Below are 21,671 nucleotides of genomic sequence, written 5' to 3'. Positions count from 1 at the left end.
AAGTAACGAATATGCTTTAGTATATCGTTAAATAATCGTGTTAATTGCTCATGTTAAATAGATATGTAAGTAGTGTACAAAATAAAAACCTCCAAATCAGCTACTGACTTGAAGGTTTGTTTTTATATAAAAGACTTAAGACGACTACCTGTTACCACATACTACATATAGTTTTCGATACTTGGGCAAGAGCACATTAGGTTCTTATCACCATAAGCGTCATCAACGCGTGCCACACTTGGCCAGAACTTATGAGCACGGACATAAGGCAGTGGGAACGCAGCGACATCACGGCTGTATGGATGCGTCCATTCGCTATCAGTGATCATAGAAGCTGTATGCGGAGCATTAACCAATGGATTGTCTTCAAGCGTCCAACCATCTTCGCCCGCTTTGGCTTTCATCGCTTCAGCTTTGATAGATTTTAAGGCACTAATAAAGCGATCTAGCTCTTCGACAGACTCAGACTCGGTTGGCTCAATCATCAAGGTACCTGATACTGGGAAGCTCATCGTTGGCGCATGGAAGCCGTAATCCATCAAGCGTTTGGCGATATCACTCTCGCTGATGCCTGTCTCTTCTTTTAGTGGACGAATATCAATGATACATTCGTGCGCGACTTGACCATTTTTACCCGTGTATAGAACAGGGTAGTGGCCTTTTAACTGAGAGGCAACATAGTTGGCATTTAATAGCGCAAGATTGGTCGCTTCGAGTAAGCCATCACGGCCCATCATCGCGATATACATCCATGAAATCGGCAAGATACTCGCTGAACCATACGGTGCTGCTGATACTGCTGAGCAGTCCTTTTGCGCATTATGGACTGGAGTAATGGTATGGTTGGCCATAAATGGCGCCAAATGTGCCTGCATACCGATAGGACCCATGCCAGGACCACCGCCACCATGTGGAATACAAAAAGTCTTGTGAAGGTTCATATGTAGAACGTCGGCACCAACGTCAGCAGGCTGCATGATACCAACCTGAGCGTTCATGTTAGCGCCATCCATATAGACTTGACCACCGTGCTTATGGATGAGGTCACAAATCTTGCGAATACCTTCTTCAAATACACCATGCGTTGATGGATAAGTAATCATCAAGGCGCCAAGGTTTTTGCTGTGTTCTTCACACTTAGCATTAAGATCATCTATATCTACATTACCGTTGTCATCTGTTTTGACCACGACGACTTTCATGCCCATCATCATTGCTGTCGCAGGGTTGGTACCGTGCGCTGATTGAGGAATGAGGCAAACATCACGATCTGTTTCGCCTAGTGATTCATGATAGCGACGAATTGCCAGCAGGCCTGCATACTCACCTGAGGCACCAGAGTTTGGCTGCATAGAGACATCATCAAAACCTGTAATGGCTTTTAGCTGCTCTTGTAAGCTATCAATCATATCGATATAGCCACCAACTTGGTCACGCGGTGCAAAAGGATGCACGTTTGCAAATTCAGGCCAGGTAATAGGTAACATCTCACTAGTAGCGTTTAGCTTCATCGTACAGCTACCAAGTGGAATCATACTGCGGTTCATCGCCAAATCTTTATCTTCAAGCGATTTTAAGTAACGCAGCATTTCATGCTCGGTATGATGCGAGTTAAATACAGGGTGAGTCAATATATCGTCTGTACGTAAATGCTCCGCATCTAAAGAGACAGAAGCCGTTTCGGGTAGGTCATGTGATTTATTGACAAACAACTGAGTTAAGACATTAAAGTCTTTTTCATCACTAATTTCACTAAATGATACACCCAGTTTATTTTCACTCAAACGCCATAAGTTGTAGCCAACATTGTCTGCATTCTCAAAGATTTGCGTGGCAAGCTTTGCTGAGCCACAATCAACTACCACGGTATCAAAAAACTGCTTATGAACGACGTTTAGTTGATTATCGCTATCTGCAGTGCTAATAACATCAGCAAAAGCAGTCGCAAATGCATGAATACGAGTAGCGATACGCTTTACACCGCTTGGGCCATGATAGACGGCATACATGCCAGCAAGATTGGCAAGCAATACTTGTGAGGTACAGATATTTGAGTTGGCTTTTTCGCGGCGGATATGCTGTTCGCGAGTCTGTAACGCCATACGCAGAGCAGTATTGCCTTGTGAGTCTTTTGAGACGCCAATGATACGACCAGGTGCGGAGCGTTTTGCTTTATCAGAGAAAGCAAAATAGGCAGCGTGTGGACCACCAAAGCCCATAGGAATACCAAAACGCTGCGTGCTACCTAGAGCAAGATCTGCGCCCATATCAGCAGGTGATTTTAATAATACCAAGCTCATGATGTCGCTGACGACTGACGTGTAGGTTTTATTTTGCTTAACGGCGCTAATAACATCGGTTAAGTCTTTAACATCACCCTCGACACCGACATATTGAAATAAGGCACCAAAGTAGTCACCAGATTTGGCCAGTTCAAAATCACCAACGATAACTTCCCAACCAAAATACTTAGCACGAGTATGGATAACGTCTAGTGTTTGTGGGTAGATACGCTCATCAACAAAAAATTGGTTTGATTTGCTTTTACTCATACGCTTTGACATAGCCATCGCTTCTGCAGCGGCAGTCGCCTCGTCAAGTAGCGATGCACCAGCCAGCTCAAGTCCAGTGAGATCAATACAAACTTGCTGAAAATTAAGCAAGGCTTCTAGACGACCTTGAGCGATCTCAGCCTGATAAGGCGTATAAGCAGTATACCAACCTGGATTTTCAAGTACATTACGCTGAATCACTGCTGGCATACGCACAGGTGAGTAGCCTTGACCAATATAGCTTTTATTAACGGTAATGTTGTCTGCCATAGTACGTAATTTGGCAAGCGCTGCATGCTCACTCATCGCAAGTGGCAAATCCAACTCTCTATGTATGCGTACTGGTTCAGGAACCGTATCATTAATAAAACTTGCCATGTCTTTATAACCAATAGCACTTAGCATATCAGCTTGCTTGGCATCGTTAGAACCTAGATGACGATAAACAAATTCAGTTTCATTAAATAAACCTTTAAAAGTATCAAAGGTAGGTTTTTGAGAATGAGTCATGAAAATCCTTAATAGACTTGGTAAAAAAGTAATAAGTTAGGACAAAAAAGACGGCATAAAATTGAGAAAATAACTTTAGACCAGACACTTATTAAAGGGTTAAAAATACGAGATAGACCGTATAAAGCTCAACAATAGATAAGGTTAAACATAGTGAACAAACTGCTTTTGATCGAAGCGAAACTGCGAGTGATAAATACCTTTATCAGAACGCTCACCTGCACCAATCATCATTACAATATGATGATCATCGCTAAGTTTGAGCAGCTTTTTCATTGCGGGCTCATCAAAACCGCCCATCGGACAGCTATCAAACCCATGTGCCCGTAGCGCTAGCATTAAGTTTTCAGCGGCAAGCGCCGTATTGTTTGTCGCCCAGTTTTTGACATCTTCAAAGGTATAGTAAGGCGACTTTATTGGACCTTTTACTCGCCTAGCTACTTGCGTTGCGCCCCATTTAACGACAGAGATTGCGTTTATCGGACCACGCAGAAAGTCTGCTGTGACTACTTTGGTGTAGTAGTCCGTCACTTTTTTGGGTACAGGCTTATCAGGATACTCACGCAAAACCTGCTTAGCGTGATCGTGCCAAATATCCGTACGTGCGACAACGGCAATCAAACGAGCAGATGTTTTTGCAGCATTTTGGTTCATACAGTTTTTGACAGCGCGTTTGCGACTATCTGCGCTATCAATCACATAAAACTCCCACGGTTGCAAGTTACTAGAGTTTGGCGCTAGCATTGCAAGTCGTAGGCAGTCTGCGAGCACATCGTCAGGAATAGGCGTATCGGTAAAGCGGCGTACCGAACGACGTGACTCTACAACTTCACAAAAGGCTTGTAGCTGCGAGGTATGGCTTGGCGTTGCTAGATTATCTGTTTTGGGATTTTCTGCTCGAATCTTTGGCGTGTCGGCTACATTGATATGGTTGTCGTTAGTATCTGCTTGACTCATATAAAGCTCCAAAACGTCGCGTTAATAGAAAAAACGATAAAAATATAAGCAAAAAAACAGGTAATAATAGGATGGTATAAATGGCGTTACGCGTTAGCCAGTTGGTTTTTTGATAAGGTTAACTATGTCTTATAAGACATAAGCAGACATCAGCTGACGCCAATATCTGCAGGTTTTTGATAGCTAACGTAGGTCAGCATAAAAGCTTTAAAAAATTATAGCTCGTTTTGATACTCTTCAGCCGTCAATAGTGCTTCGTAGTCGTCCAAGTTGTCAGGCTTCATTCTAAAGAACCAGCCATCGCCATAAGGGTCTGAGTTGATGATTTCTGGATCATCTTCTAGACTTTCATTAATAGCAACGACTTCGCCTGAGATAGGCGCGTACACATCAGAGGCCGCTTTTACTGACTCTACCACCGAGATTTCATCATCAACGACGATAGTGTCACCAACTTCTGGTAACTCAACGAACACCACATCACCAAGCAAGTCTTGGGCATGATCAGTGATACCAACGGTGATAGTACCGTCTTCTTCTAAACGTAACCATTCGTGGCTAGCGATGTATTTCAATTCTGCTGGAACATTGCTCATGGTGTCTCTCCTAAATGATAGAGGCTGGTTAATAGAACATATAAAAAATAAGAGCCAATAATAGGCTGTGGTCAATCGACACTTTCGGCGTTACTTTCGGCGTCGTTATCAAAAGTCTCGATTAACCCATAATCAAACAGTATTCGTTTAATTTAGTCAATATTAAAATCAGTCGAACTGCTGTTTACCATTGCGTACAAATGGTAGCTTAAGGACGCGTGCATCTACGAATTTACCTTTACCGCGCAAGTCAATTTGCACATTATCATCGTCTGATAAGCTGGCTGGGACACGGGCGATAGCGATAGAGTTTTTGAGGCTAGGGGAGAATGTGCCACTAGTGATAATGCCTTTTTGCTCGTTGTCCGCTCCTTGGTTAATGGTCACTTCCATCCCTTCACGCAAGACACCGCGAGTTGTCAATAATAGACCAACTTGTTTCATTGCAGTGCCGTCTTCTTTTGCTTGCTTGCGCTGGTTGACCAAGGCTTCACGACCAACAAAGTCGCGATCGTCTTTTAGCGCAAGTGTCCAGCCCATATTACATTCATAAGGGCTAATGCTCTCATCCATGTCATGACCATAAAGATTCATACCGGCTTCTAGACGTAGCGTATCACGTGCGCCAAGCCCCGCAGGCTTGATGCCGTGGGCTTTTAATAGCTCAAAAAAAGCTGGCGCGTCATCAGCATGCATAATGACTTCAACGCCATCCTCACCCGTATAACCAGTACGAGCGACAAACCAATCTGTACCCTCTATGTCGGTAAGATCAGCACCAACGAAAGGCTTTAATTCGTCAAGAATAGCGCTCCAGCTCGGTTTGGCTTGAGCCAGTTTTGCAACTGCATTTGGCCCTTGGACGGCAAGCATAGCAAGCTCTGAACGCTCAGTAATCGTAATATCGAAAGCGTCAGCAACTTTATTAAAATGAGCGATATTTTTATCACGAGTACCTGCATTGGATACGATACGATATTCAGTCTCATCAGCAGTTATTAAGTAGACGATGAGATCGTCGATGATACCGCCTTGCTCGTTAAGCATAGGAGAGTATAAAGCTTTACCGACTGTTTTTAGTTTATTGACATCGTTTGCTAGCAGTTTTTGCAACCATGTTTTGGCGTCTTGACCTTTGATATCAGTCACGACCATATGTGAGACATCAAACATACCAGCATCAGTACGTACAGCTTCATGCTCTTCAATTTGTGAGCCATAATGAATTGGCAACTCCCAGCCCGAAAAATCTACCATCTTACCATCACTATCGACGTGAGACTGATATAGAGGGGTGCGCTGAGGAGCTTGGCTAGTATTGTCTTGAGAGCTGGAGTTTTGAGAATTGGTATCGGTCATAACAAATCCTTGTGTATACGCTATCGGCCTTTTATAAAGGTACGAGGATGATGAGCGTCATTACAGTAGAGAGAAGCAAAATTGCAAGGCGCAAACATTGCTCCAAAGGGTAGCAAAAAATAAAGCAATAAGCCAAACAGACGCATAACGTCAGTTTAAACAAAAGCCCTATCTGTCCTGTGACCTGAGATTTTCAACACGATAGCTATATGTTAGCAGTTATGACTCGATGTGAGCATACAGTATCGTATTTTCTCCCCTTCGGTGGGTAAGGCGTCGTTGCTGGCTCCTTACCTCTCTCCAGATTTGTTATGTCGCTTGTGTATGATTGCAAAATTCAAATAAAAAGTGCAAATAAACAACGAGGGACATGCGTTTTTCAGTCCTTTTACCTGAGCGATTGGCAGGGTAGATGCGCCTTCGGTGGTCGTATAACAATACTGATAGTGCCTTATAAATACAGGGCGCATACTGTTAAACGACTCTCTCCTGAAAAACGCTATTATTATGAAAGGTTAGTCGCGCTTTTACAAGTCATCAATGGGATTAATATTAACAATTCTATAAAAACCTAACATTTAATAGAGACAAGCAGCAAAAACCAAATAAAGTTGTAATACTAAAAGTCACTATTGATAACAGAGCATGCCATGATAGGCTATAATTCTATTATTCATAAGCATTTTTTATATCAATTGTGATGTGTAATTTGCTTTCATTTTTAGTGTTAGATAGGTGTTTTATGCATTGTGATATTTATAAGTTCCCCAAACATGACGATATGTATGTCTATATTGCTCGTCCTGATTACCCTGACGACACTGACGAAATTAAAGATTGGTTAAGTGTGTTGCCAAAGGATTTTAGAGCCGGTTTGGGTGTGAGCAAGTTTGTTATGCATTTAGATTTAGAGACGACGCCAACGCTTGCTCGCGTCGATAAAAAGGATGTTTTAGCAAAACTAAAATCACAAGGATACTTTGTTCAGATGCCGCCACAAGAGGTGATGCGTCGTCAAGCAGCGCTACGTGCCCGTGAGGCTCAAGACAATATTTACGATTGAGCATCTATATCGTGATAAACTGATCATTTATCAAACTTGTATATTGGTGCCAAGTTGCTGGTCAACTGAAAGACCATGTAGTCAGCAATTTCGCTATCAGTTGATAAGATCATTGTCATCGAATTACAAACCAAGCGATTGATAAACCGAGCAACTTATAAACTTAGGTAACTAAACACGCATGGACTGGTTAAAAAGTATCTTAGACAGCTTACCTTTAGAAAAGCTGAGCGATCTTCTTGGTGAGATTGTTATTTGGTGGAGTCAGATGGTCAAAGACGTGCCACCTGCTGACTTGCCAATGTACGCATACCTTGGTGGTTCTATTATAGTATTATTACTTTGGATATTGGTGGCGCGTATGCTGCCACGTCCATTAGGTGGCATGAGCTGGATGGTTCTGTTTGCAGTTTTATTAGCTCCAGGAACTGCACTGAGTGATCCTAGTGTTATTGCACCAGCGAGCATCAGCGTGGTTTACGCTATCATGATGAAAGACATGACAGGGGCCATTACCAATGCATTACCCATTCTAGTGGTGTTGGTTGCAGGGTTGTTTTTAGGTTTTGTCTGGCAGCTTATTCGCGGAGCTTTTGAGTCAAGTTTGGATAAGGCTCGTCATCGTAGCGCTGAAGACACACAAGCCAATCTACAGCTGGCAACGGGTAATTATATAGGCGAAAAAGACTATGCAGGTGAGACAAATAATAAGTCTTTGCCAGTGAATACTCCAGTAATTGATAAGGCTACGACCAAAGGTACTCTTAATACTAAAACTGAGAAAACTGCTAAAAGCAGTTCAGTCGATAACGATAAGAGATGATGCTTCTTGGCTAGTACTGACTACAAGTTGTAGAAGTCTAACTCTATATATAACTACATGATAGATATTGAGTGACATAAAAAAGACACCTGTGCGTGTCTTTTTTTATGGTCATAGATTTGTTTTATCGTCATAAAACATTTGAGCTTCACTGGTAACCGCGACGCATGAGTATTTGGGCATTAAGATACGCTGTGCTAATCTAAACCATTAATTTTCTATCATTTCACATTGATAACAACGACAGAGATCTTACCATGAGTACTGATAATAAGACTGCAAAACCGAGCTTTACAGGCACCAGAAGCTATATTGCCACTGATGATTTGCAACTAGCAGTTAATGCAGCAATGACGTTACAAAAGCCGCTGCTAATCAAGGGTGAGCCTGGCACAGGTAAAACGCTACTTGCAGAAGAAGTGGCTAACAGCTTAGGCATGCCGCTTATCACCTGGCATATTAAATCGACTACTAAAGCTGAGCAGGGACTGTATGAATACGATGCAGTATCGCGCTTGCGTGATTCGCAGTTAGGGGATGATAAAGTATATGAGATTGGCAACTACATCAAGCCTGGTAAGCTTTGGGAAGCTTTTACCAGTAAAGATCGTAGCGTGCTCCTCATCGATGAAGTGGATAAAGCAGACATTGAGTTTCCTAATGACTTATTGCATGAGCTTGATAAAATGTCGTTTTATGTTTATGAGACAGGCGAGACCATTACTGCCGAGCAGCGTCCTGTGGTCATCATCACCTCAAACAATGAAAAAGAGCTGCCAGATGCCTTTTTGCGTCGCTGTTTTTTTCATTATATAGACTTCCCAGAAGAGCAAACCATGCGTCAAATTATTGAAGTGCATTTCCCTAATATCCAAGAAAAGTTAGTCAATGATGCGCTCGATATCTTTTATAAACTGCGTAATATTCAAGGTCTCAAAAAGCCACCGTCAACCTCAGAGTTGGTTGATTGGCTAACTTTACTGTTGGCTGATGATATGGCACAAGAAGAATTAGAAGAAAATCTGCGCGGCGAGAAGTCCATTCCGCCTCTATACGGTGCACTGCTAAAGAATGAAGCTGATGTAAATTTATTACAGCGTTTTGCAAATATGATGCGCCGCTAAGGTTAAACACTATGTTTATCAAACTATTTTATACCCTGCGGACTTATGGTGTGCCAGTCAGCACGCGCGAGCTACTGGATTTAAATGCCGCGTTAGATCAGGGTCTAATGATGCAGCCGCATCCTGAGAATCCAGCGCTGTCTACCTTTGCCAGTCGAGAAGATATGTATCGTCTTATTCGTCTATGTATGGTCAAAGATGAACGCCATTTTGACAAGTTTGATCGCGCCATGGCAGATTATTTTGAAGGAATCGATAGCTTAGATATTGATGAGCTAATGGCAAAGTTGACGAATGTTCCAAAAGAATGGCTCGATCTCAAACTAGATCCCAAAAACCTAACAGATGAACAGCGGCGTTTATTAAAAAAATATGGCTCGCTTGAGGAGCTGATGAAAGCACTTGAGGAGCGCTTAAAGGAGCAAAAAGAGCGTCATCAAGGCGGTAGTAAATGGGTTGGCACAGGTGGTAGCTCGCCATTTGGCGCTTACGGCGATCATCCAGAGGGCGTACGCGTCGGAGGGGAGTCACGCAAGCGTAGTGCAGCCAAAGTCTGGGAGCAGCGTAAATATCGCAATCTTGATGATGATAACCTGCTCGGTACGCGACAGATTCAAATGGCACTTCGCAATTTACGCCAGTTTGCGCGTACTGGTAGTGCTGATGAACTTGACATCAAAGAAACAATCAAGCGTACTGCTAAAAAGGGTGTGCTCGATATTCATATGCAAGCGGAGCGTCGCAACCGTGTAAAAGTACTGATGCTATTTGATGTGGGCGGCAGTATGGATATTCATGTGGAAGCACTAGAAAAGTTGTTTTCTGCTGCGAAAAATGAATTTAAAACGTTAGAGTTCTTTTATTTTCATAACTGTCTCTATGATTATGTCTGGAAAGACAACGATCGACGTCATAGCGCACCGATGCCAACTTTTGAGCTACTAAATACCTATGGTCGCGAGTATCGAGTAATATTTGTCGGTGATGCGTCTATGTCACCTTATGAGTTATTTTCAGTCGGCGGCAGTGTCGAGTACATGAATAATGAGGCAGGTATAGTATGGTTAAAAAGAGTACTGGCTCACTTTGATAGAGTCGCCTGGTTAAATCCTGAAACCCCAGCTTATTGGAAATATACCCAAACTATTAATGAAATTAAAAAGGTATTTAATGATCATATGTATCCTATGACATTGCATGGAGTAGAAGACATGACCGCTTATTTAGCACGTTAACCCATTGTCTTATATACCTACTTAATTTCGTAAATACAGAATCATTAATTTAAAAATACCACTACTATAATTTATGGTAGTGGTATTTTGTATTAGAATTGATAAATTGAATATTCTTCAATAATCGAATTAAGGTTAGCTAAAGACAAATGTTCTTAAAGTTAACAATTTGTAGATAAAAGCTTTTATATACTAACAGCATATAATTTCATTTCTATTGACTATTTCTTATTTGTATGAGTTTAATTAAGGCAGTGAATTTAGAGCATACTTTATGAAATATTTGCATAGCAATCTTGAGCTCAGTCATAAAAAAGAATAGCAATTTTGATAAAATAATTTGATTAGGAAAACTTATTAATAGTAATTTTTTATTTGGTGTATGAGTTTTTGCACAGTGATTGCTTTTTGAAATGCTAGAGGGTGTGCTTATCGCTACTTAAGCCAAACGAAGAATTTTTTAATAATGTTATTAAAAACCATAACTTGTAGGTTAGCCATAGTGAACTGTCTGAATAGCCGATAAATGGACGTTTTTGGGCAATTAACCAATAAGGAACTATAATACTTTTTGATCTATTGTATATTGTAGGAAATATAATCTGACTGACAGTTACATAGGATGATGTTCTATCAAAAAAACTACTATTATATGGTTATATTTTTAAAATTAGTAACAAACATACCTGCTTAAATAACTAATTGTAAAAACAAACTTTTATATTCTCTATGAGAAAATATAAAAAAGAAGACTTTGAGTCATTTTGGACTTGAGGTCTTTTTTTATGTCTATCGCCGGTGCATATAGCCTTTCACCATACAAAATCTCTATTTTAATCAGATTTTATCTAAGGAATTACTTCTAAAATACTAACTTACTTTGTTGTTAATATGTAAATAAAAGGATAAACGGTTGTAAATAATCGCCTAACGGTATTGTTTCTATATATGTATATCCGTTAAGATGAATGCATATATCCGGAATTATGAATATATATGGAAACAGTCAGTTTACAATACAAAAATTTTTCGCTTCTTAATGCTTAATAACGGGTTACATCTTAACAAGATGTTACGTATATGTAAGTCTAAGGCCCGTTATCTTTTGTTATTTAGACTCTCTGTAACATAGATTTTGGTTTTGTTTTTTATATCTAATAGATCTATTTGGGAGTATATATTATGAATCGCAGTTATAAAGTCATATGGAATGAAGCGTTGCAATGCTTTACAGCAGTTGCTGAAAATGCCAAAGAGAAGGGTAAGTCATCAAAGTCTTCTATCAGTGCTTCAGCTCTAAAGACTGATATAGGGACACAAAGCGGCCGTAGTCTACGCCTAAATGCATTACGTTCAGCACTTATTGCCGTCGGCTTGACAAGTTTGGCAATCGGTATGTCTTCACAAGCTATTGCTGCTGTCGGAGTGAACGGCGGTACAGGAAGTGGTACAGCTATTTCTGAATGTACTAATGATAGCCAAGCAAATTCAGGCACTAATAAAGAAAATATCGCTATTGGCTGCGAATCTTCTACCAGCAACAAGGGATATCAAATCGCTGATCGTGGCAACCCTTACTATACTGATAATGAATTTACGCCTGGGATGAAGAATGGAGGCTCCGTCGCGATTGGAACAGGTGCAAGTACAGAGCATGTATTTAGCGTAGCAATAGGTGAATATGCAAAAACGACTAGTGGCGCTGGTGTGGCTATAGGCGTTGGCTCATTATCTGAAGGCAATACTGCATTAGCGATAGGTCGTCAATCAGTTGCTAGAGGAGACTACTCACAAGCCATGGGTAACGTCGCTTCTGCTACAGGCGATGGATCGTTAGCTATAGGACACTCTACGACTGCAACAGGTTATCGAGCGATAGCTATTGGAGCTGCAGATATCGAGAATGCTACGCCAAGTTTTGGTCAGTTAGGTGCCAATTATCAATCGGTAGACCAAACTACAGCTTCTGCAAAAGACTCTATTGCGTTAGGTAGTGGCGCGCAGGCTAGCACTGAAGGCGCTGTGGCATTAGGTCGAGGGTCTAATACTCAAACCGATGCAAATAGTGTCACTAGCGCAACTGTAGGCGGTGTCACATTTGATAACTTTGCTGGGGCAGCTAACGCCGCAGGAGATCAAATCTCTGTGGGTGCTAGCGGACAAGAACGTCAAATTAAAAACGTGGCAGCAGGCGATGTCATGGAAACCAGCACAGATGCTATCAACGGTAGCCAGCTATTCTCTGTCGCAGATACGTTGAATACTAACATTGCTGGTAATACGACTAACATCACTAATAATACTAATAGAATTAATGACGGTATCAACTTTGGTAATGGCGCTACAGCTAATAAGTTTGAATTGGGTGACACCATTAATGTTATTGGTGATGAAAATATAACCTCTACGACAACGACTAATGGGGTACAAGTTCAGCTAAACAGAGACGTAGATTTGGATAGCGTCACTTTAACTGGTGGTTCTAACCAAACGGTCAGACTGAGTAACAATGGTCTTAATAATGGTGGTAATAAAATCACCAATATCGGTAGAGGCACAGAGGGGTCAGATGCAGTCAACGTTGACCAATTAAATGAGGTTAGAGACAGTGCTACCTCTGCTAACCAAGGTTTCAATGTTAGTGCCCAAGGTGGTAATGAAAGTACTGTTAGACCGGGTGATACTGTTGATTTTAACAATCAAGATGGCAATATTGTGGTCTCTAAAGACGCCAATAGTAACAATGTAAGTTTTGATTTAAACAAGGACGTTAATTTAGACAGCGCCACCTTTGGCGATGTAGTGATCTCAGCTAATGGTCTAGATAATGGTGGCAATAAGATCACTAACGTCGGTAATGGCACTGTAACAGCAGGTTCTAGTGATGCCATAACGGGCGATCAGCTCAACAGTACAGCAGATGCTATTGCCAGCGTTATCGGCGGCAATGCAGTGAACACAGGCGGCATCATTACGACTACTGATATTGGTGGTACTGGTCAAGATACTATCGATGGCGCTATCGGATCTATACAACAAGGTGTGACGAACACTAATACTCAAGTAAATACTAATACGACTAACATCGCTAACAATACGACCAATATTACTAATAATACCAATCGACTGGATGGCGGATTAAACTTTGGTGCGGATAGTGGTAACAATATTAATAAACCAATAGGTGATGATAGCGTACTTGGCTTTGTAGGTGGTAACAACATTACCACTACTGCTCAAGGCAGTAGTATTAGATTCGATCTAAATAATAATATTAATGTAGATAGTGTGACTACAGATAAAGTGGTCGCTGGCAATACTACTGTTGATGATAATGGTCTGACCCTAACAGGTGGGGATAATCAAGAGGTCAAACTGAGCAACAACGGTCTAGATAACGGTGGTAATAAAATAACCAACGTAGCTAGGGGTGAGGATGACAGTGATGCTGTCAACAAAGGTCAGCTTGATGAGCAATTTGATAGTATTGACAGAGTAATCAATGGTCAAATTGCTGATATGGACTCAAAACTTGAGGGCAAGGTTGATTCGCTAGGTTATAGAATCGACGATGTTGAAGACGACGCCAATGCAGGTATCTCGGCTGCAATGGCAATGTCTTCATTACCGCAAGCTTATATTCCTGGTAAATCGATGGTAGGTGGCGGTGTGGCATCATATAACGGGGAAAGCGCAGTTGCTATCGGTGTGTCCAGAGTCTCTGATAACGGTCGCTGGGTGATGAAAATAAATGGTACAGCAGATACTCAAGGCAATGCTGGCGGCGCTATTGGTGCAGGCTTCCATTTCTAATCCAATCCAACCTATTTTGACGATGTCTGTACTCTGACAGACATTGTCATATCACTCATGACACATTAAGGAATAAACAATGAATTTATCTACTTATGGCCACGGATTATTGGCTACTGCCTTATTATTTGCTGTAACTGGCTGTACTTGGCATGTGAGTCCTGGCGCACAGCATGGGACAGTTCATCCTGATGATCTTGTATTCCCTGAGCAAAGTAAGGCATGGCAAAAAGAAGGCAGGATCGTTGAGCAAAATGATGTTGCCAAAATCAAAGTCGGTACGACCAAAAATGAGATTTATAAACTTATTGGTACACCGCACTTTCAAGAAGGTTTTAATTCCCGTGAATGGGATTATATTCTCAAGTTCTATGATACCAATCAAAACGTAGAAACCTGTCGCTATAAAATCATCTTTGATGATAGTTACGAAGGTATACTGCGTAAAGATGAGTTTTATGCCACAGAGACCTATTGGCAACCTGCCTCTTGTGCAAAATATTCACAATTTACCCAATAATCTGATTAAGTGCTGAAGTACGAATAAAAGAAGTACGAAAAAAAGAACAAGGCATTTAATGTCTTGTTCTTTTTTATAACTGGCTATGCTCGCTGAATGCTTTAAATACCTGTGTAATAGGTCACTCTGTTATCACGTAAAAAACCAGCCAACCCTAATCCATAACGTTCAGCGACTCGAACTGCTGTACTAGTAGGGGCAGACATACCGACTAACCAAGGTATGCGGCTACGGATAGATTTTTGTACCAGCTCAATGGATAAGCGAGACGTCATAAGAACGTATTCAACTTCCATTTTGTTCCGCAGTTGCCAGCCGATAAGTTTGTCAAGCGCGTTATGACGTCCTACATCTTCAAATAAATGTAAGTCATCACCTTGCATCGTTGCCGCTGCATGTACTGCACCTGTCAATTGATGAGTGTGTTGCATAGTATCTACTCGTTGCCGTATTGACAACAGATAGCTGAGGTGTGGGACAATGTCTTTTACATACTGCCTCTTTTGATGATAGGCACTCAAGTCAGGTAATGCTTGTGTTAGACCAGTCATACCGCACATGCCGCAGCCAGTACGGCCCGCTAGCTGACGTTTTTGTGCCTGAATACGCTGATGACAACGCTGATTCAATACTAGCTCTACTATATAAACATCATAATCTTGCAATTGTGCTAAGCTTTGTTCAAGTATTTCGCTTTGTTCAAATATTTCTGTTTCAGAATTTTTATCGATTGAGCCTTGTATAAAGCTCTCATAGTTGGTTGTATCGGTAAGCTGAGTCACCTCCCAATCTAGCAATTCATGACTATACTGAATTAAGCCCTCACTAAACAAAAACCCAACGGCCAAATACTCCAACTGGTAAGGACTGGCCATCAATACGGCATAATGCACACCATTGATGACGATAGCAACAGCAGCCTCTACTGCCAAACTTGCAGGTTTATTTTCGATATAAGGATGGTAATGGTCATAATAATTTGATGGATAATAGTGCTTTTGTGCCAAATGAGTGCGTGAAAGCGGTGTGACTGACGAGGGTAGTGAAGTATCAATTAAGACAGGTGCTTGAGCTTCATCAATTATATCGGAGACTGTATGAGATACCGAAGCAGATGACGCAACGGTTTCGAGTAGATTGTCTTCTAAGACTTTGGTATGTTCAGTTATCATAAAATCTGCTTTTAACCTAAAGCGTGTTATCAATAAGTACACTTATGCATTTAGCGGTCTTAAAATAGATAAATTTCGCTAAACAGTACCAAAAGCCTCGTTAATGTATTCATATTAATAACGATTTCTTCTTTGTTTAGCGCAATTTACCTCATTTTAAGCCTCACCATCTAAACTAAAAAATGACCATGGCAAAAATCAAGCCGAAGCTACCAGTCCATCTGCGCTACTAACTTGTGCTTGCTTATCAACTTTACTTGGCTCGCGACTATCAGCAGCTACGCGCTCCAAAGTCACAGTTGAGGATTTATAAGCTGGGATGTGCGACTCTGGTGCATGAGTGTCTAAATCAAATAAATCATTACACTCAGGATAATAAGCAGCGATTGCATTAGAAGCAATATCCATCTCAGTTAAAACGAGTGGACCAAGAGTACGTGCTTGGTTGCTACTGTCTTGACGCGTCACTATAACGCTATCTCCTTTTTGCCAGCCCAAGCGGCTAATTTCATCAGGATGCATAAAGAGCACATCACGGCGGTTGGTTTGACGATAACGGTCATTGTAGCCAAAAATCATCGTATTGAACTGATCATGACTACGCACACTGGTAAACTGCCAAACCTTTTGTTGCTCATTTTGAGATGGATTAACCTTCTGTTCAGTCGATGCAGTCTTTTGAGCCATTTGCTCAGCAACATAAGTAATCGGATATTGTGGTACTTCGATTTGAGCCTTACCACTATCTGTATTCCATACGCGATGACGCGCTGGGTGATATAGATGAAAACCGCGCTCGCTATCACGAATACGCTGATTAAAGTTCTCAAAACCATCGATAGCTTGCGATACATAATCACGCACCACATCATAGTCTTCACTCATCGCTTGCCAATCTATATTGGTTGTCGAGCCTAGTACATGTGTCGCAATATCTGCGACAATCTGCGCTTCAGACTTTAACGTATCGCTAACAGGTTTAATAGTGCCCTTGGTCGCGACAATTTGACACATAGAGTCTTCGATGGTGGCAAACTGCTCGCCTTTAGCGGTCACTAAACTTTCAATCCGGCTTAAGCAAGGCAGAATAATATTATTGGCACCAGGATACAGCATGGTGCCGTTAAGTTTGGTACCAACAAAAACATTCAATTTGTTGTTCGTTAAAGCTTGTTGAATCGCACTAGTATTTGGTGCTGCTACTGCAAAGTTGCCGCCCATAGCCATAAAAGCTTTAAGCTTGCCGTCGATCAAAGCTTTTGCTCCTGAGACAACATCATAGCCATCTTCTTGCGGCATCGAACGTTCAAACACCCGCTCAAGGCTGTCTAAAAGTTTTTGCTTAGGGCGTTCATGAATACCCATGGTTCTATCGCCCTGCACATTAGAGTGCCCGCGAATTGGCGAAGCGCCAGCACCATCAATACCTATCATGCCCATAAGCAGCAGCAAGTTGGTAATCATAGCCACATTGTCTTCGCCCTGCACATGTTGCGTAACGCCCATGCCCCAAGTACATATCGTCGCTGGACTATCGGCAACCAATTTTGCCAGTTTGACAATCTCTGCTTGTACAATACCACTACCGCGCTCAATATCTGTCCAAGTTTGCTCGGTTAGCCATTCTTTTAATGCCTCAAAACCTGAGGTGTGCTCGGTAATAAAATTGTGATCAATTTTGTCATGCTCGACCAGCCATTTGGCCATACCCGCTAACAAAGCCGTATCGCCACCAATTTGAATCTGGACGACTTCATCAGTCATCTCATCACTTTGACCTGCTGCCATGTGCGTGGGTTTTTGCGGATTTCTAAAAGCCTTTAAGCCTTGTTCGCGCATCGGATTGATAGAGATGATTCGGCAGCCTTCTTTATGCGCGTGTGCCAGCATCTCAAGCATGCGTGGATGATTGGTGGCTGGATTATGTCCAAAGGATAATAGCAGTTTGGCCTTTTCAAAATCTTCAAGCATGACCGTGGCTTTGCCGACACCCAATTGCTTACCCAGCATAACGGATGTTGGCTCATGGCACATATTGGAGCAATCAGGCAAGTTATTGGTGCCAAAACAGCGTACAAACAGCTGATACATAAAGGCAGGCTCGTTCGTTACTCGCCCTGAGGTATAAAATAAAGCGTCATCTGGCGAGTCAAGCTTATTCAACTCTTTCGCGATAATCTCATAAGCAGCCTGCCAAGAGATAGGGAGATAGCGGTCCTGCGCTGCATCATACCGAAGCGGTTCTGATAAACGACCACTATGCTCAATCTCGTAGCCGTTCCATTTCTGGAGCTCTTTGACGGTATATTTTTCAAAGAATTTGGCATCTGCTTTAGTAGACATGGCCTCACTAGCGATGACTTTAATACCAGTTTCGCAAATATCAAGTGTTTTATGAGACTTATGATCAGGCCATGCACAGCCTGGACAATCAAAACCCGTCTTAGGCTGATTGCTTTTCAACATGCTTAAGCTACCGCGCACAAAGGCCTTATAATCCATAAGTTTACGAGTAGAGGCAATGAGCGCTGGCCAACCAGCAGCAGGATGAGAGTAAATAGGAATTTTGCGCATAACAAACCTCATAGTAAATGGTGGCAAATAAGCTTATATAACAACTATATAGTGACTAACGAGAAGTTTGTATATAATTAACTATAGATAACAAAAAACCTTCAAGAAGTATGTATTTGGATAGATATTAATAAACTGTTTATAACTCATAAAAAGGTAGAAAAATGAGTATGTTGAAACTTAAAATACAATTAGAACTTGAGATTTTTCAGCCAATAAAAAACGCCTGCTACTAGACAGGCGTTTTTACTTTTTAAATCCAAACTATTTAGCTGAGTTGTTCAACTCAAAATCAAGCTATCATCTTCGACCTTTTCACCGCGTGTTTGCTCAAACATATCGAGAAGATCATGGACAGTCATACCACGACGAATATCGCCAGCAACATCTAAGACCACTTGTCCTTGATGTAGCATAACGGTACGTGTGCCATGTGCTAAGGCTTGCTGCATGGAATGGGTAACCATCATAGTCGTGAGATTATTGTCTGTCACGATTTTATCTGTCAGCTCCAAAACAAACGCCGCTGTCTTAGGATCAAGCGCAGCAGTATGCTCATCTAGCAATAAAATCTTAGAAGGCTGCAATGAGGCCATAAGCAAACTAACCGCTTGACGTTGTCCACCTGACAGCAGTCCCATGCGGTCGGTTAGACGCTTCTCTAACCCCAATTTCAAGACTGATAGTTTTTCTCGGAACAGGTCACGGTTATTTTGGTTCAATGCAAAATTCAGTCCTCGTTTGCCGCCGCGCTTATAGGCGAGCGCCATATTCTCTTCGATAGTCAAGGCTTCACAAGTGCCCGCCATCGGATCCTGAAACACACGCGCGACCCAATGAGCGCGCTGATGAGCGGTTTTTTTGGTGACATCAATGCCATTCAATAATATTGAACCACTATCAACACGTGTGGTACCACTGACTGCATTTAAAAAAGTTGATTTACCAGCGCCATTGGTACCGATGACAGTGACAAACTCACCATCAGCAATGTTTAGATTGATACCGCGTAGGGCAGGGTTTTCGATAGGCGTGCCTGGGTTAAAAGTTAACCGTAAATCTGTGGCTTGCATCATAATCGTGGTTCCTTGTCATCTCTTTAAGCTAAAAGCTTCTTCAAGCTTGTATGGCTATCTTAAGCATCATCAAGCGCGAACTCTACGAGATAAAAACTTAGTTTTAGCTTTTGGCAATACTAATGCCAATACGACGAGTAAAGCAGTAATTAAGTTCAAATCTTGTGGACCAAAGCCAATACTACGTAGCGTATCACTTGATAACGCAACCTGAATAAACAACTTATACAGTACTGCGCCAACGATTACAGCAAAAGTAATGAGCCAAATGCGTTTGGCAGGAATAATGGTCTCACCGATGATCACTGCTGCCAGACCAATGACAATGGTACCAATACCGATAGAGATATCTGCACCGCCTTGCGTCTGCACAAACAGCGCTCCGGCTAAAGCGATCAAACCATTAGAGACTGCCATACCGATAATAGTCATCCACGAGGTGTTGATACCTTGTGCTTGTGCCATGCGAAGGTTGGAGCCAGTCGCGCGCATGGACAAACCAGTTTCGGTGCTATAAAACCAATCTAACAGTAGCTTGGCAAGCAAGATAACGACGCCAATAATTAAGCAGCGCATCCAATAACCGTTGCCATCAGTCACAAGTGAGCTAAATACGGTGGTTTCACCAAGCAGTGGTAGATTGGGTGCGCCCATGATACGTAAGTTGACAGAATATAGGGCAACCATGACCAAAATACTGGCAAGCAGCTGTAAAATACCTAGCTTGACATGCAACCATGCTGTGACGATACCAGCGACTGACCCTGCCAGCATACCAAAAACGCAGGCAAGCCACGGGTTAATACCAGCGACGATAGAGATACCAGCGACCGCGCCACCTAACGGAAAACTTCCATCAGCGGTTAAGTCGGGAAAATCGAGGGTACGAAATGAGATTAGCACACCAAGTGCTACGAGGCCGTAAATCAGACCACTTTCAAGCGCACCAAAAAAAGCGATTAAAGACATAAGAGATCAGTAAGTCATAACCAGGCGTTTAGCGAATCGCATTCTAATGATTGACTGGTAAAACCAATAAATGGTGTCTGCCAATACTGTTTGTCCCAGCAACATAGAAGCCAATCTTAGCTAAACGTCTAAGTGGTGAATTTAACAGATTAAGTAATCTGCGGTTAGGGTAAATCAAAACATGTCGCTATTGAACATCAAAGCAGATGATAGTTGGCGATATTCATTGTGCTCGCTATTACCGTCTGTTTTACGGTTTTAATTTTAGGCAGCCTACAAAGGTGCGCTATTCTACCACTTCTTTTGCTTGGTCGATGACGGCTTGTGATAAGCTAATACCTTCTTCTTTTGCATGTGTTGGACTGACATACAAGTCAAGCATTTGCGGTGTATATACAGGTATAGCACCTGCTTCTTCACCATTTAAGATACGTACTACGATTTTTCCAGTCTCACGGCCAAGATCGTAATAATTCACACCTAAGGCTGCAACGGCACCGCGCTCAACTGAGCTGGTATCTGACGCAATCAATGGAATCTTACTTTCTTTAGCGATTTGATATAATGACTCGTAAGCTGATACCACGTTGTTATCGGTTGAGGTGTAGATCATATCGACCTTACCTTCAAGGCTACGTGCAGCCATCGCAATATCATTACTACGCTGAGCCGGCGCTTCATGCACATTGATACCAAGTGGCGTCAGTTTTTCTTTTAAGTTTTTCAAAATGATGGTTGAGTTGACTTCGCCTGGACTATAGACATAACCGACGTTTTTGAGATCGGGTATGATTTGACGCATTAAGTCAATTTGTGGCTCATAGGGTAGGGCATCCGATGCACCTGTGACATTAGTGCCAGAGCCATCAAGCTTAGACACCAGTTTGGCTGCTACTGGGTCAGTCACGGCTGAAAATACCATCGGGATACTGCTGGTAGAGGCAGCAACAGACTGAGCAGACGGGGTTGCAATAGCGACGATAACATCAGGCGCATCTGCAACGAATTGCTTAGCAATCTGACCTGCTGTCGCTGTATTGCCTTGAGCACTTTGGAAGTTGACCGTTAAGTTTTCACCGTCTTTAAACCCTGCATCATTTAATTCGTCGATGACACCTTTACGAACACTATCAAGTGCTGGATGCTCGACAATGGCAGTGATAGCGACAGTCTTCATTGCTGTGACGTCATCGCTAGTAGCCGCACCATCAGGCGCACTCGTATCTTGTGCCGACTGGTTACAGCCGGTTAAGATGGCAGTACACATACCGCCTAATAACAAGGCTTTGCTAAAATTGAAATGACCAAAACGGTTTTGATAAAACATG

General features: G+C 42.0%; 15 protein-coding genes and 2 riboswitches. Of the genes, 6 read left to right on the top strand and 9 right to left on the bottom strand.

The window, feature by feature from the left end; all coding sequences use genetic code 11:
- Positions 1–161: 161 nt before the first annotated feature.
- The 4 genes from gcvP to gcvT all read right to left on the bottom strand — a co-directional run bounded on the left by gcvP (position 162) and on the right by gcvT (position 5,974).
- Positions 162–3,062 carry an aminomethyl-transferring glycine dehydrogenase gene (gene gcvP / locus ACS8FC_RS03120; protein ID WP_439295847.1) on the bottom strand — a complete coding sequence of 967 codons (2,901 nt, stop codon included), beginning with the start codon at positions 3,060–3,062 and terminating at the stop codon, positions 162–164.
- 144 nt (positions 3,063–3,206) lie between these two features.
- On the bottom strand, positions 3,207–4,019 hold the full coding sequence (locus ACS8FC_RS03115; RefSeq protein WP_439260562.1) for a nitroreductase family protein: 813 nt from the start codon (positions 4,017–4,019) through the stop codon (positions 3,207–3,209).
- A gap of 215 nt (positions 4,020–4,234) precedes the next feature.
- Positions 4,235–4,615, bottom strand: a complete 381-nt coding sequence (gene gcvH, locus ACS8FC_RS03110; RefSeq protein ID WP_075102841.1) for a glycine cleavage system protein GcvH — start codon at positions 4,613–4,615, stop codon at positions 4,235–4,237.
- A gap of 168 nt (positions 4,616–4,783) precedes the next feature.
- Positions 4,784–5,974 carry a glycine cleavage system aminomethyltransferase GcvT gene (gene gcvT / locus ACS8FC_RS03105; RefSeq protein ID WP_439295846.1) on the bottom strand — a complete coding sequence of 397 codons (1,191 nt, stop codon included), beginning with the start codon at positions 5,972–5,974 and terminating at the stop codon, positions 4,784–4,786.
- A gap of 162 nt (positions 5,975–6,136) precedes the next feature.
- A riboswitch (glycine riboswitch) is annotated at positions 6,137–6,288 on the bottom strand.
- A 56-nt stretch (positions 6,289–6,344) separates the two neighbouring features.
- Positions 6,345–6,476: riboswitch (glycine riboswitch) on the bottom strand.
- Positions 6,477–6,716: 240 nt separating this feature from the next.
- On the opposite strand from gcvT, the gene ACS8FC_RS03100 reads away from it, so the two are divergent.
- The 6 genes from ACS8FC_RS03100 to ACS8FC_RS03075 all read left to right on the top strand — a co-directional run bounded on the left by ACS8FC_RS03100 (position 6,717) and on the right by ACS8FC_RS03075 (position 14,552).
- On the top strand, positions 6,717–7,037 hold the full coding sequence (locus tag ACS8FC_RS03100) for a YcgL domain-containing protein (RefSeq protein ID WP_299216653.1): 321 nt from the start codon (positions 6,717–6,719) through the stop codon (positions 7,035–7,037).
- Between the two features lie 181 nt (positions 7,038–7,218).
- Entirely contained in the window at positions 7,219–7,860 is a 642-nt protein-coding gene (locus ACS8FC_RS03095) for a hypothetical protein (protein ID WP_439260564.1), read from the top strand.
- A 257-nt stretch (positions 7,861–8,117) separates the two neighbouring features.
- Positions 8,118–8,984 carry an AAA family ATPase gene (locus tag ACS8FC_RS03090; protein WP_439295845.1) on the top strand — a complete coding sequence of 289 codons (867 nt, stop codon included), beginning with the start codon at positions 8,118–8,120 and terminating at the stop codon, positions 8,982–8,984.
- Between the two features lie 11 nt (positions 8,985–8,995).
- A complete protein-coding gene (locus ACS8FC_RS03085) occupies positions 8,996–10,219 on the top strand; it encodes a vWA domain-containing protein (protein WP_439295844.1) in 1,224 nt (407 codons plus the stop codon).
- A gap of 1,182 nt (positions 10,220–11,401) precedes the next feature.
- On the top strand, positions 11,402–14,032 hold the full coding sequence (locus ACS8FC_RS03080; RefSeq protein WP_439295842.1) for a YadA family autotransporter adhesin: 2,631 nt from the start codon (positions 11,402–11,404) through the stop codon (positions 14,030–14,032).
- A gap of 79 nt (positions 14,033–14,111) precedes the next feature.
- Positions 14,112–14,552: an outer membrane protein assembly factor BamE gene (locus ACS8FC_RS03075; protein ID WP_439295841.1), complete on the top strand. Its 441-nt coding sequence runs from the start codon at positions 14,112–14,114 to the stop codon at positions 14,550–14,552.
- A gap of 101 nt (positions 14,553–14,653) precedes the next feature.
- Here ACS8FC_RS03075 and fdhD read toward each other — a convergent pair whose 3' ends face one another.
- The 5 genes from fdhD to ACS8FC_RS03050 all read right to left on the bottom strand — a co-directional run bounded on the left by fdhD (position 14,654) and on the right by ACS8FC_RS03050 (position 21,670).
- Positions 14,654–15,724 (bottom strand): formate dehydrogenase accessory sulfurtransferase FdhD, encoded by a 1,071-nt coding sequence (gene fdhD, locus ACS8FC_RS03070; RefSeq protein ID WP_439295840.1) that lies wholly within the window; start codon positions 15,722–15,724, stop codon positions 14,654–14,656.
- Positions 15,725–15,922: 198 nt separating this feature from the next.
- Positions 15,923–18,298 (bottom strand): FdhF/YdeP family oxidoreductase, encoded by a 2,376-nt coding sequence (locus tag ACS8FC_RS03065; RefSeq protein ID WP_439295839.1) that lies wholly within the window; start codon positions 18,296–18,298, stop codon positions 15,923–15,925.
- A 281-nt stretch (positions 18,299–18,579) separates the two neighbouring features.
- Complete coding sequence (locus ACS8FC_RS03060) at positions 18,580–19,374, bottom strand: ABC transporter ATP-binding protein (protein ID WP_299216624.1); 795 nt, start codon at positions 19,372–19,374, stop codon at positions 18,580–18,582.
- A gap of 69 nt (positions 19,375–19,443) precedes the next feature.
- A complete protein-coding gene (locus ACS8FC_RS03055) occupies positions 19,444–20,343 on the bottom strand; it encodes an ABC transporter permease (RefSeq protein ID WP_439260573.1) in 900 nt (299 codons plus the stop codon).
- A gap of 286 nt (positions 20,344–20,629) precedes the next feature.
- Positions 20,630–21,670, bottom strand: a complete 1,041-nt coding sequence (locus ACS8FC_RS03050; RefSeq protein ID WP_439260574.1) for an ABC transporter substrate-binding protein — start codon at positions 21,668–21,670, stop codon at positions 20,630–20,632.
- Between the last annotated feature and the right edge of the window lies 1 nt (position 21,671).

It is taken from the genome of Psychrobacter sp. 1Y4 (genome assembly GCF_051847555.1).
The sequence above is the reverse complement of the archived record's forward strand: the minus strand, read 5'-3'. Positions and strand labels throughout refer to the sequence as shown.